Source organism: Pedobacter sp. GSP4 (genome assembly GCF_051857575.1).
Classification (GTDB): domain Bacteria; phylum Bacteroidota; class Bacteroidia; order Sphingobacteriales; family Sphingobacteriaceae; genus Pedobacter.
This window is the reverse complement of sequence record NZ_JBPZIR010000002.1, coordinates 800061-812174: the sequence shown is the minus strand read 5'-3', so window position 1 is coordinate 812174 and position 12114 is coordinate 800061. Positions and strand designations below refer to the sequence as shown.

Annotated in this window: 11 protein-coding genes and 1 riboswitch; of the genes, 5 read left to right on the top strand and 6 right to left on the bottom strand. The window is 38.8% G+C overall.

Going from position 1 to position 12114, the window contains the following annotated elements; all coding sequences use genetic code 11:
* Window positions 1-81: 81 nt before the first annotated feature.
* Window positions 82-927 carry an AraC family transcriptional regulator gene (locus tag ACS5PU_RS06905; protein ID WP_439458546.1) on the bottom strand — a complete coding sequence of 282 codons (846 nt, stop codon included), beginning with the start codon at window positions 925-927 and terminating at the stop codon, window positions 82-84.
* Window positions 928-1092: 165 nt separating this feature from the next.
* Between ACS5PU_RS06905 and ACS5PU_RS06900 the strand changes: the two genes are divergently transcribed.
* A complete protein-coding gene (locus ACS5PU_RS06900) occupies window positions 1093-1992 on the top strand; it encodes an NmrA family NAD(P)-binding protein (RefSeq protein WP_439458545.1) in 900 nt (299 codons plus the stop codon).
* A gap of 12 nt (window positions 1993-2004) precedes the next feature.
* Window positions 2005-2925, top strand: a complete 921-nt coding sequence (locus ACS5PU_RS06895; RefSeq protein WP_439458544.1) for a helix-turn-helix domain-containing protein — start codon at window positions 2005-2007, stop codon at window positions 2923-2925.
* Window positions 2926-3043: 118 nt separating this feature from the next.
* Here the strand turns inward: ACS5PU_RS06895 and ACS5PU_RS06890 are convergent, their stop codons facing one another.
* Together ACS5PU_RS06890 and ACS5PU_RS06885 are read right to left on the bottom strand one after the other, a co-directional pair.
* Complete coding sequence (locus ACS5PU_RS06890; protein WP_439458543.1) at window positions 3044-3184, bottom strand: hypothetical protein; 141 nt, start codon at window positions 3182-3184, stop codon at window positions 3044-3046.
* Between the two features lie 278 nt (window positions 3185-3462).
* Window positions 3463-4602 carry a histidine kinase gene (locus tag ACS5PU_RS06885; RefSeq protein ID WP_439458542.1) on the bottom strand — a complete coding sequence of 380 codons (1140 nt, stop codon included), beginning with the start codon at window positions 4600-4602 and terminating at the stop codon, window positions 3463-3465.
* A gap of 77 nt (window positions 4603-4679) precedes the next feature.
* On the opposite strand from ACS5PU_RS06885, the gene ACS5PU_RS06880 reads away from it, so the two are divergent.
* A complete protein-coding gene (locus tag ACS5PU_RS06880) occupies window positions 4680-4826 on the top strand; it encodes a hypothetical protein (protein ID WP_439458541.1) in 147 nt (48 codons plus the stop codon).
* 18 nt (window positions 4827-4844) lie between these two features.
* Here the strand turns inward: ACS5PU_RS06880 and ACS5PU_RS06875 are convergent, their stop codons facing one another.
* The gene (locus tag ACS5PU_RS06875) at window positions 4845-5570 is read right to left on the bottom strand and encodes a LytR/AlgR family response regulator transcription factor (protein ID WP_439458540.1); all 726 of its coding nucleotides are present in this window, start codon (window positions 5568-5570) and stop codon (window positions 4845-4847) included.
* A gap of 122 nt (window positions 5571-5692) precedes the next feature.
* Here ACS5PU_RS06875 and ACS5PU_RS06870 point away from each other — a divergent pair, with 122 nt between their 5' ends.
* The gene (locus ACS5PU_RS06870) at window positions 5693-5914 is read left to right on the top strand and encodes a cold shock domain-containing protein (RefSeq protein WP_439458539.1); all 222 of its coding nucleotides are present in this window, start codon (window positions 5693-5695) and stop codon (window positions 5912-5914) included.
* Between the two features lie 433 nt (window positions 5915-6347).
* On the opposite strand, the gene ACS5PU_RS06865 is transcribed toward ACS5PU_RS06870, so the two are convergent.
* Window positions 6348-7847, bottom strand: coding sequence for an alpha-L-fucosidase (locus ACS5PU_RS06865; RefSeq protein ID WP_439458538.1), 1500 nt, complete (start codon window positions 7845-7847; stop codon window positions 6348-6350).
* Between the two features lie 366 nt (window positions 7848-8213).
* Between ACS5PU_RS06865 and ACS5PU_RS06860 the strand changes: the two genes are divergently transcribed.
* On the top strand, window positions 8214-10175 hold the full coding sequence (locus ACS5PU_RS06860) for a GDSL-type esterase/lipase family protein (RefSeq protein WP_439458537.1): 1962 nt from the start codon (window positions 8214-8216) through the stop codon (window positions 10173-10175).
* A gap of 117 nt (window positions 10176-10292) precedes the next feature.
* Here ACS5PU_RS06860 and ACS5PU_RS06855 read toward each other — a convergent pair whose 3' ends face one another.
* Window positions 10293-11567, bottom strand: a complete 1275-nt coding sequence (locus ACS5PU_RS06855; protein ID WP_439458536.1) for a peroxiredoxin family protein — start codon at window positions 11565-11567, stop codon at window positions 10293-10295.
* A gap of 136 nt (window positions 11568-11703) precedes the next feature.
* Window positions 11704-11815, top strand: a riboswitch (SAM riboswitch).
* The last annotated feature ends 299 nt before the right edge of the window (window positions 11816-12114 follow it).

Here is a 12114-nt window from a genome sequence, read left to right as displayed (position 1 = left end):
CTAAAAATTGTATAATTTATAACATGTTAAGATCAAATCACTGTATTTTTGGTTAAATGGTAATCTTTAAGGTGCTATTTATTATTGCGCCCTAAACTGGTTGGGGGTTAAGTGCGTATGTTTTTTGAAAAATTTAGAGAAATAGGCGATGTCGTAAAAACCGAGCTCAAAAGCAATTGATTTGATCGGATGTTCGGTAGTGAGCAGCATGCGTTTCGTTTCTAATATCAAACGCTCATGTATAAGTGCAGTTGCCGAACTGTTGAAATGCCTTTTACACAATATATTAAGGTAATTGGCAGAAATGTTGAGCTGATTGGCATAGTATGAAACGAGTTTTTCGTGCCTGTAATGTGCATCAATAAGCGCTAGGTACTTTAGCAGTATGGGTTTGCTTTGATAAACCGTTTGGTTATTGAACAGAATTTCGGCCTCTTTACTGATGAGCAATGCAATGAGCTTTATGCGGTTGTTCACAATTTCGGTAAGCCCTGTTGGCGCTGCCAATTCAGTACTGATCTGTTCAAATTCGTATAAAACCAGTTTAAATATTCCGGCACTTAAATTAATGACCGGGTAATTTTGGTAGAGCATCAGCGAAAAACGCAATGAGCTGGCCAGGGTCTCGAAAACCTGCCTATTGATCATGATCTGATGTGCCTGCGTATCGGCTCCAAGCTGCCACTGGTGTATCTGTCCGGGAAACAGCATATGCAGTTGCATCGCTGCAACCGGATGAGCCGTAAAATCGATGGTATGGCTTCCGCTGCCCCGTTCAAAAAGCATAAACAGAAAGAAATCGTGCTTGTGCGGCTTTTCAATATGCCTTTCGCCAGTTAAGCTGTGGTACAATAAACTGTTTCCGGAGCGCTGCTGATCAGAAAATTCGTTGATGTTAAGCGTAGGGAAATGCGGAATGGCAGCCATGAGCGAAAGTTACGGAATTGTATTGAATTGGTTAAATCAAGTAAAAATCTACCGCCCGACAAGTATTTACCATACTGAGCAGGATATCTGGATACAATAAACAGAGATTTGGTTATGTTGAAAATGGCTCCTTTACCGAATTTTGGAATATAAAATAAACACATTATGAAAATCATTTTAACAGGTTCGTTGGGGCATATAGGCAAGCCATTGGCCGAGCAATTGGTACGCGATGGACATCACATTACGGTTATTAGCACTAAACAAAGTAAACAGGAAGAAATTGAGGCACTTGGTGCTGCAGCAGCTATCGGATCGTTAACAGATCTTGTTTTCTTAGCAAACACATTTACCGGAGCCGATGCCGTTTATACAATGGTGCCGCCAAACAACTACTTCGACCCAAGCCTCGATTTAATTGCATATTACCATCATTTGGGCCGAAATTATGCCCAGGCTATTGAACAATCGGGCGTAAAACGGGTAGTAAATCTCAGTACTATTGGCGGGCATTTAGCTGCAGGGAATGGTATTTTACGCGGAGCCCACGGGGTAGAACAGTTATTAAACCAACTGCCAGAAACAGTTGCCATAACCCACATGCGGCCAACATCATTTTATTATAATTTGTACGGTTATGTAGAAATGATTAAAAAAGAAGGATTAATTGCTGCAAATTATGGTGCCGATAAAGAAGTACCCTGGGTTGCACCGGTTGATATTGCGGCAGCCATTGCAGAAGAGCTGGTTTCAGCACAAAACGGCAGAAAAATACGCTATGTTGCCAGCGATGATAAAACGGGGAACGAAGTAGCCGCGATTTTGGGTGCTGCCATTGGCCAACCCGATTTAAAATGGGTACTGGTTAGCGATGAAGAAGTATTGAAAAGTTTAGTATCGATTGGCATGAACCCTTCAATTGCTGCTGGATTGGTAGAAATGTACGGCGCTTTATATAGTGGCTTATTGGCCGAAGATTATTTGCTGCACAAGCCTGCTATAATGGGCAAGGTGAAAGTGAGCGATTTTGCCAAAGAATTTGCCTTGGCTTTTGCACAAAAATAATGATATTGTAGCATGGCAAACGCAGCACCTTTAAGGTTTAAATCGATTATTGAATTTCATAATTTCCGCAAACTGCCCAAACCCGAACATCCTTTGGTAAGTGTAATTAATGTGGGTATGATTAAGCGTTTGCAGGCAAATGAGCCAATTAGTCTGGTGCTCGATTTTTATTGTATTGCGCTGAAAAAAAACTTTAACGCCACAATGAAATATGGTCAGCAACAATACGATTTTAACGAAGGGATGATGTCGTTCGTGGCCCCAGGGCAGGTATTCAGCATCAGTGTAGAAAATAGTAACAACCTTGATCATTCTGGATGGATTCTTTACTTCCATCCAGATTTTCTATGGAATACCCCATTGGCCAAAAAAATCAAGCAATATAAATTTTTTGATTACGCCGTGCACGAAGCGCTGTTTCTTTCACCAAAAGAAGAAGAAAGCATTGCCAATATCATCCTCAATATCGAAAAAGAATATCACGCCAATATTGATGCCTTTACCCAGGACCTGATTATTGCACAATTGGAAGTATTGCTTACCTATGCCGAAAGGTTTTACCACCGTCAGTTCATTACCCGCAAAATCAGTAACCACACGGTACTTTCAAAACTGGAAAATCTGCTCAGTAATTATTTTGACCAAGAAGATCTGATCAAAAAAGGATTACCGACCGTGAAATATGTATCAGAAGCCTTAAATGTTTCGCCAAATTACCTGAGTGGACTATTAAAAGTGCTCACCGGAAAGAGTACACAACAACATATACAGGATAAAATGATTGAAAAAGCCAAAGAGAAATTATCTACCACCCATGATTCGGTAAGTGAAATTGCTTACGCACTGGGCTTTGAGTACCCGCAATCGTTTAGTAAACTGTTTAAAACCAAAACCAATTTATCGCCGCTCGAATTTAGGCACTCGTTTAATTAGGGGATAGAAGGTTGAAGTTAGAAGCTGAGAGATTCAAGTTGAAAGGCCGACCGGAAAGTTAAAAACGGAAAGCGGACAGGAGCCAAAACCTGAATTAAATAAAGAGAACGACATTAACCTACCTAAATAATAACAATCCGATAAGCACAGCAGAGATAATGAGGATGAAAACAACCATCTGGCCAAAATCATTGCCTTTTTCGGTATTATTTGCTACTTCATTACGTTTCTTTTTCTGAAAATTTAACATGTAATCCATATCAAGCACTTTGTGGTTTCAGTTCGACTGTAGAAGTGCAATATGGTTTAACCTAGTATGGTTAAATTTTTAAATAACGCTTTTCAATTTATTTAGAACTCCTTATGAAGAAAATTAAGCCCTTAAAAATGTAAAAACTATAGTTATTTTTAAGTGTTATTCTTAAAAGTTGTCTAATGGAGTTTTATCGGTTTATACTTACTGTAATCGTTATGGCTATCGTCATTGTAATCGTAATTTCATCGCGCGATTAGACTTGTTTATCCTGCTATTTTCCATTATGTTGCCTCGTTAACCTTCAGCACCTGCATCGGAAAAGCCTCTTGAAGCGCATTAAGTGCAATGGATATCGATAAAGTATAAAAACTATCTTCATCAATATGAGCGGTTATCTGGGCATCATCCCCGTAGCTGTAATCCAACCGGCTTTTAATATTATCCAATCCCGAACCAAAACCAACAGTGCTTTTTACTAAACTAGGAAGGTTTCTGCTCTCCATCTTTAGCTCCCCATCCATAATGTAAACATCAATCGTTGCCTTATTGTATGCATCGAAGAGGTTGCCGTGTTTAAACATGTTTTCTAAAAGGGTAAGCAGCACCAATGGGATGAGCTTAATTTCCAAAACATCGGGAGAGTAGGCCAGTTCGATAAATACCTTGCCCTGTGTTATTTGGTGCAGTTGAATCAGGTTTTGGCATTGTGTTACCTCATCGCTTAGTTTCACAAAACCTTCATTGTGCTCGGTTGCTGCAGCAAAGCGCATCATATCCGATAGGTAAATCATAACCTGGGCATCCTCTGGCGAATACTGCCTTATTTTTTGATGGATAAATTCAAAAGTATTAAAGAGTAGGTGTGGGTTGATCTGAGCCTTGAGAAAAGCATTCTTAGACATGATTAACTCTTTGTCCATCCTTTCTTTATCGATCAGCATCTGAAAGCGCTGCTTTTCAATGCGTTGCTTTTCTGTTCTTTCGCTTGCAAAACGTTTTAAGAAAAAATAACCGGTCGAGAAAAGCAAAAAGAATGATGATCTCCAGAGTAACCTTAAAATCCGCTCGGTTATAGAAATAACACCTGGAGGTATTAAATTGGTGTATTTGACTAATAACAGGTCCATCCCCAGTACCCCAAAAGTATAAATAGCCAGTTCCAGAATTACAAATACCGGAACTTTCCATAAAGCCTGCCTCGGAAAAACTGTTGTTTTTTCTAAAAGCCAAACATGAATGTAAAACAGAGAAATATTGATAATGTAATGGATAACATAATTGCCCAGTTTTCCAAAAGCACCAAAAATAAGCCCTGTTAAAATGCTTTCCCAAAATATAAAACAGGTCCATACAATAATGTGGACCCGGTACCGGATAAGCCAGTTTTTAATTAATGTGTTATGCTGTTTAAAACTATCCATAAAGCTAATTATGCTATGTGTGTAACCTTTAGTGTTACAGGGTAAAACCACTTCTAGTTTTCATAAAAAAACAAGTTATGAAAACTAAAAAACTAAGTAAAAGAACCCTTTTTTTATTTAAAAAAAATGAAAGAAAACTGACCAATCCATTAGAAACTTCGACCTCTGATCCAACCTGCACCACATCCACAGGCACTGCAACTTCAGGCCTGATCCTATTTTAATCCAGCCATCAGCAGCTGTTATTTTTTGCGGCTGCTGATGATTAGTTTATCTGCAAAAAAATCTTTAAAATCATTATAATAAATATCCCCAACCGTAAAATTGGTGTGGTTGGATAAAGTTATCCTCGTACCATCAATATGCAATATGTGGCTAATGGCTATAATGTAGCCTCTGTGCAATTGTATAAAGCCCTTTTTAATGCTCAGCTGTTCCTTTACATCTTTTAAACTAAGATAAGCAATAATGATTTTCTCTGTTGTATGTATTTTGATGTAGTTATGGAAGCTTTCAAAACAGATAATATCGGTATAGCGTACCATAACAGCCTTGTGATCTTCCGATTTATTCTTAACCAGAAAATAGGTTTCCTCTTCTCCATTTTCCAGTTCCTCACCAAAAAGCCTGGCCAATGTCAGTGCAAATTTGGCATAGCCATAAGGTTTTAATAAATAGGCATCTGCTTCTGCCTCAAAAGCTTCAAAAGCATATTCCTGGTGCGAAGTGGTAAAGATCAATTTTCGTGTTTTCGAACGTACTGCCTTTGATAATTCAAGTCCAGATATCTGTGGCATTTGGATATCCATAAAAATAACATCAACTTCATCAATCTTTTTAAGCTCGCGCAGGGCCGTTAACGGATCTGTGTAGCTCCTTATGAGTCGCATGTTGGGCGTATCTTCAATATATTTTTGAAGTCCTGCGATTGAACTTTGCTGGTCATCTATGGCTATACACTTAATCATCTCCTAATCTTTCTTTAACTACATAACGAAATTACACCTTTTCATAACGAAAATATAACTATCCATATAGTTTTCTTTCAATTTGTACTTGATTTAAGTAAATTAATGTAAAAATGTGCCTTATGATTTATACAGGAATTATTAAATGGTATAATCCGATACGGGGTTTCGGGTTTATCGCTACTGAGGATAGTGAGGAAATGATTTATGCGGATAACCAGCAGCTGAAAGGTCTATTTAAGCCTTCGCTGGTAGTGGGAACCAAAGTTCGCTTTCATCTGGTAAAAGGGCACATAGGCTGTCAGGCAACCGACATTGTTGTGGTGAACGAAGACATCAACTAACCGTATAGCCTTTTCGTAACGAAAATTGACCGATCTGTGTAACACAGTTTGTAAAACGCTTTACGAATACGATCTTCGACCTAGATCATTAACTAAAAGCATTTACGGATTAAAGACAATAAAATTTTTAGCTGAACTAAATTTGTCCCGCTTTTACTACATCTATCTATTTCAGCATATCTAATTTAACTCTCCTCCATGTCTAAAATAACGCTCTCATTTTAGATATGGAGCCAGCAAAAGGCAATCTTACCTGCTACATTGACACTACATCTTTAACAGCATCATTTTCTTTGTTTCTATTGTTCTGCAAGGTTACGCAGTAAAGCTAAATTTTTAAAAAAAAACGGAGCTGAACTGCTTTCAGACTCCGTTATTAACTACTAAACTAACTATGATTTTTTAAGCTTTTCTTTTCAATGTAATGCCTTCCTTATTTCTTTTCGGGCATATCAATTACGCAAATTTCATAAATAGAAGGGAGGGCAGTGGCTTTTAAAACCCTAAAGCGCAGTTTGTTGGTTTTGTACCGTTTAGGTAGTCTAATCACCTTACAATCTCCCATTGGTTCATCGCTAAAGTAAATACTTTGCCATTGGCCATTCTGCATAATATCTACACTGTATTTTTGTATCCTCGGAACCCTGATCTGAGAAAATCCGTCAGATAGATCTTTAGTGTCCTGATATTCGAAAATGCTGATTTTATTAAATGCTTCGGTAGGGTTGAGGTTCATTTCTACACTGGCTACCGTATCTTTAGCTGCCCAACGGCTATCCAAATTGCCATCATTAATCAAATTGCCGCCATACTCGGTGTTTTTATCATCTTTCCAAGTGCTGCTTGCAGTAACCGCTTGTTTAAGTGAAATGAATTTTCCGTTTTTTGGCAGAGGTTTATTTAAGGATAAATTAAGCCTTTTACCCAAATTGATAACTGTGTTGGCTTCGTACTCGCGTATTTGCCCAGTTTGATCGGGAGGTACGTTAACAACCAAACAGTTATCATTATCGGTACTCCAATAAAAAAGTTCTTCCATTTCATCCAGGTCTCTTACCGGTGTTAGCTCTTTTTTCTGAAACCAGTTCCAGTATTTACTAATGCATATGGTATGCTCAAATGGCATATAATACGATTTGCCTTGGTGCAGGTATTGTTTTTTATCAAACTTGGTAATCACTTTTGGGTCCCACAGCCTAAAATCAGACGGGAAATACTGAAAAAAGTATTTGTTGTCTTCGGTCATGTTGGATGGAAGCGTGAATTTACGTTTACCTTCCTCGTTTACAATGGTGTGGTTAACACTTACCGCACATGCCGGATTGTATTTTTTAACCAATTTGTATACCTGGTCAATACCCCAATCTTCCGGTTTGCGGTCCCAGCCGCCATCTAACCAAAGTTCGCCTATTTTACCGTAGTTGGTAAAAAGTTCGGTAAGCTGGTTTAGCATATAATCTACATACTTTTGCGGATTTTTGTCTTTGTAAGATGCTTCGTGCCTATCCCACAGCGAATAATAAACCGCAAACTGGATTCCATATTTTTTACAGGCATTGGCTACAGCCTTTACCACATCTGTTTTTACAGGTGATGAAGCCACATCATAATCGGTATACTTGCTATCCCAAAGGCAAAAACCGTCGTGGTGCTTGGTTACCAATAGCACGTACCTAAAACCAGCTTCTTTAGCAGTTCGCACCCATTGATCCGGATCTAAATTTGTAGGATTGTAAGAACTTACCGGCAAGGTGCCATCAGACCATTCTTTTTCATTGAAGGTGTTAATGCCAAAGTGCATAAACATGCCATAGCCACGTTTTATCATGGCCGCTTGTGCTAAATTTGGTTGGGTAGAAGGCAGCTGGACCTGTGCAATGCAGTAATTTAGTGCAGAAATTAAAAGCGATACAGCAATTATCGTTTTCTTCATATTGATTTTTATTTTATCCATTATATAGAATTACCAGAGGGTAATCTATCTAAATTGTTTTGGTTAGGGTGAATTCAAAGTTATTAGCATTAATGATTAAATTATAAAGCCTGATTCGCTTTTTATGATGCTATTTTAGCATCGTCCTGGCTATGCAATATGTTACAAGGATAATATTGCTTTTTAGCTGAATGGGCAATAGATCCGCTTTTCCATCATATAATGGTTTTTATTCTATATTAGTTCGTTTAACAGTTAAAATCATACCATAGCTAATATAGCATTGGTTTTGGCTAAAATAAAGGAAGATTTGAGCTCATAGTTTAAAGAATAAAATACTTAAACCTTAATTAATTGATTTAGTACATGAAGAAAAAATGGAATTTGCTTCAAATCCTTTTGTTTGCTGGCATATTACAGGTAGGGGCTCAGGTTAAAATAATTCCGGCCATTAAAAAAGAAACCTGGAAAGGTTTTGAAAAGGTCAGTTTCAATATAGCCGGTCACGAGGCTTGGTATGTTAAACCTGCAAAAGCCTTAACCGGGAAGCCTTGGGTGTGGCGTGCCTCTTTTCCGAATTGGCATACAGATATGGATAGCATTTTACTGGCCAAAGGTTTTCATGTTTTTTTCGTTAATGTAGATGATCAGTACGGTAGTCCATATGCCATGCAGGTGTGGGATAAAAGCTATTTTTATTTGGTAGATAGTTTATCATTTGCACCTAAGCCTGCATTAGAGGCCGTAAGCCGCGGTGGGCTTTACGCATATGGGTGGGCCAAAAGAAACCCTGATAAAGTTTCGTGCATTTATGCAGAAGCACCTGTGTGCGATATCATGAGCTGGCCAGCGGGCAAGGGCAAAGGCGCAGGCGATATAAATAGCTGGAAACAGTGCTTAGCGGTTTTACAATTAACAGAAGAAACCGCAGGTACCTATCGTGATATTCCTTTAAACAACCTTGACGGGATGGCTGCCTATCGGGTTCCGGTTTTACACGTGGTTTCCAATGAAGATAAAATTGTACCCGTTGCAGAAAATACCTCTCCCTTAATCAATAATTATTTGGCCTTAAACGGTCCGGCAACTGTTTTTCCGGTAATTAGCGGACCACAGGATCTGCAGGGGCATCATTTTCCGATTGATAAAGCTGCTGAATGGGCTGATTTTGTAATGAAGAATAGTTATCCCATTAAAAACGAAATCAAACAGGATAAGTACCTCAACATCCGGAACGGAATTGAACATGTTCATCAAAAACTGGTTTCAGGTAAAGCTGTAACTGTTGCTTTTGTTGGTGGCTCCATTACTTTTAACGATGGCTGGCGCGATAAAACGGCCAATTATTTAACAGAAAGCTTCCCCAAAACCGAATTTAAGTTTATCAGGGCCGCCATACCATCTTTAGGTAGTTTGCCACATGTTTTTAGGATTTCGACTGATTTGCCACAGTTAAACCTGGTCGATTTATTGTTTGTAGAGGCAGCGGTGAACGACCGCGTTAATGGCACCGATAGCCTCACGCAGGTGAGGGCGCTCGAAGGTATTATTAAACAGGCCAAAAAAGCAAATCCTGCTATGGATATTGTGATGATGTCTTTCGCAGATCCGGATAAAAATAATGATTACAGTAGCAGAAAAATACCTGTAGAGATACAGAATCATGAAAAGGTTGCAGCATATTATCATCTGCCATCCATTAACCTGGCCAAAATGGTACACGATAAACTAGCCAATAAAGAGTTTAGCTGGACGTATGATTTTAAAGATCTACATCCTGCGGTTTATGGGCAGGAACTTTATTTTTCGGCAATAAAAAGGTTGTTGTTTAAAACTCTTTTTGAACGCTACCCAGCTGAGCAGCAGAAATATCCATTTAAAAACTTAAATACCGGGAGTTTTACCAATGCGGGTTACGTACCGATTGAACAGGCCAAATTAGGAAAAGGCTGGGAAATGGTTAAAGATTGGACCCCAACGGATGGTTTAGGTGCCAGACCAGGTTTTGTACATGTACCAATGTTGGTGGCCACTACACCTGGTGCAAGCATATCTTTCCCGTTTCAGGGCTCTGCTGTTGGTATTTCTATCGTTTCGGGCGCAGATGCAGGTATGATTGAATATGCCATTGACGGAAAATCCTTTCAAAAACTGGATTTGTTTACCCAATGGAGCAGTAGCCTGCATTTGCCATGGTATTTGCTTTTAGCTGATGACCTTCCTTTTAAAAAGCATGTGCTGACTTTAAAAATCAGTGCCGATAAGAATAAAAACAGTACAGGAAATGCCTGTAGGATTGTTCACTTTTTGGTAAACAAAAAGGAATAATTGTTTTAGGGTGTTAAATTTATAAACGGCTATTGCTGAATTGGATGATCACCTTTGGTATCAATTTAAACTTAAGCATCGAAATGTAGCATCACGATGCTTAAGCATTTATCCCGTTTATTTCTTCAACAAAGTATTAATCTCTGTATTAAATTCCTTGATAAATTCATCATAGAATTTCCCAGTTGCAGGTCCGTTAAAGCCGGTATGGATCTGTGCAACATTTCCTTCTTTATCGATAATGATGGTTGTTGGGAAGGAGAGGAATGAATCGAGTGCTGGTAATGATTCGGCTACTACCTGTTTATCAGCGGTACCGGCAATCACCTGGTCGTATTCAATCCCGAAACGTTCGCGGAAACGGGTCATTACTTTTTTTGCATATTCTGGCTCGGTTGAGCGTTCGTAATGCAAAGCAATCACTTCTACGCCACGCTTTTTATTTTCCTTATACCAAGGGGCAATAAAGCTGGCCTCATCTACACAGTTAGGGCACCAGCTTCCGGTAATGGTTAAAATAACCACCTTGTTTTTGTATTTATCATCCTTTAGCGAAATCTTTTTTCCGTTCACATCCGGAAAGCTAAAGTCAAGGGTTTTGTAGCCCGGTTTAAGGTAGGTAAGTTTATAGGCATCGGGTAGGGCTGCATCTTTGTTTTTAATGCCGGTAAAGGGCTGGCTGCCCCTTGCGCCCAAAATTTCGCCTGTTAATGAGCCATCTTTTTGAAAGGTACCTTTGTAATAGGCAGGAGAGGAGCCAATAAAGCTCGAAAGCTGAAATTCATTGCCTTCTACTACACCTTCCAGATAGCGCGAATCGCCGGTTACCCTTAAAAAAGTGCCCGTGAGTTTGTTACCTTTTTGTTTAAATAGGCCAACTGTTTTTTCTTCCTTGCCATTTGGCAATTTAAAAACAACATCGTAAGTGCCCGAGTAATCTGCTGTAGCCGGTTTGTTTAGCGTTTCAAACCTGTAATTTTTACGTTCGGCCAAAATGGTTAAGGGTTTTCCTGCTTTATCCTGTTTTCTTAAAGTACCCGATAAATGATCATTATCTACAAGCGCAAAAGCCAGCTCGTTATCAAACTGGTCGAGTTTTACAAAAAGCGAATCTGCAGTCTGCTTTACCAAACCACCTTCAAACCTTTCTTCCGCATTGCGGAAATACAGTTTCTGTTGCCCGTTTTTATCGTTAATCTCGAAGTTGAAGGGAATATCCAAACCTTCCTTTACTTTGGCAAGGCCATGCCAGATACCCAGCGCCACAAATGCTTTTGTTTTTTTCTCTTTGTCTTTTGCCTGTTGATTATTGGCCAAAACCGGTTGATCCTGAGCAAAAGTAATGGAGGTTAATATGGCCAGTGCGGCAGTAAATAGGGATTTTATGTTCATTGGGATTGTATTAATCGACTAAATTAGTCGACAAATATAAGGCCGAAATAGGGAAAGAAAAAATATTTGAATAAAAATCTATAAAAACTATAGGATAAATGGAATAAATTATACCTTTGCAGCAGTTATTTAAAAATGCTTATCAAGAAAGGCGGAGGGAATGGCCCTATGAAGCCTTAGCAACCATCTGATTTTTAAATTGGAAATGGTGCTAATTCCATCCCAGCAGAAACTGGGGTAGTTAAGTCAGTAGTTTGCGTTATCCCTATAAAAAATATATGGAGCACTTCTGACTTGGTGGGGGGTGCTTTTTTTTGTGCCAATGCTTTCTTGATGGTAACCTATTTTATTAAAGATCATTTCCAGATGAAAAAAACAGACCTACTAAAAGCTATTTATCCAATTTGCACGGCATACTTCCGAATGCGTATGCCCTGTTAAAACAAATCTGATTTAACAGGCTTTTTCAGGCTCATTTTACAGTGATTTCCATTTTTGAGGTAATACGGTTTTAGGCCGTGGTGGAATCGCTATGCCAAATTATTAC

Bases quoted from the DNA above. Each gene is read 5' to 3' on its own strand.
- ACS5PU_RS06870 (WP_439458539.1), top strand. From the start codon at position 5,693: ATGATTTATACAGGAATTATTAAATGGTATAATCCGATACGGGGTTTC.
- ACS5PU_RS06880 (WP_439458541.1), top strand. From the start codon at position 4,680: ATGAAAACTAAAAAACTAAGTAAAAGAACCCTTTTTTTATTTAAAAAA.
- ACS5PU_RS06905 (WP_439458546.1), bottom strand. From the start codon at position 927: ATGGCTGCCATTCCGCATTTCCCTACGCTTAACATCAACGAATTTTCT.
- ACS5PU_RS06855 (WP_439458536.1), bottom strand. From the start codon at position 11,567: ATGAACATAAAATCCCTATTTACTGCCGCACTGGCCATATTAACCTCC.
- ACS5PU_RS06865 (WP_439458538.1), bottom strand. From the start codon at position 7,847: ATGAAGAAAACGATAATTGCTGTATCGCTTTTAATTTCTGCACTAAAT.
- ACS5PU_RS06875 (WP_439458540.1), bottom strand. From the start codon at position 5,570: ATGATTAAGTGTATAGCCATAGATGACCAGCAAAGTTCAATCGCAGGA.
- ACS5PU_RS06885 (WP_439458542.1), bottom strand. From the start codon at position 4,602: ATGGATAGTTTTAAACAGCATAACACATTAATTAAAAACTGGCTTATC.
- ACS5PU_RS06860 (WP_439458537.1), top strand. From the start codon at position 8,214: ATGAAGAAAAAATGGAATTTGCTTCAAATCCTTTTGTTTGCTGGCATA.
- ACS5PU_RS06900 (WP_439458545.1), top strand. From the start codon at position 1,093: ATGAAAATCATTTTAACAGGTTCGTTGGGGCATATAGGCAAGCCATTG.
- ACS5PU_RS06895 (WP_439458544.1), top strand. From the start codon at position 2,005: ATGGCAAACGCAGCACCTTTAAGGTTTAAATCGATTATTGAATTTCAT.
- ACS5PU_RS06890 (WP_439458543.1), bottom strand. From the start codon at position 3,184: ATGGATTACATGTTAAATTTTCAGAAAAAGAAACGTAATGAAGTAGCA.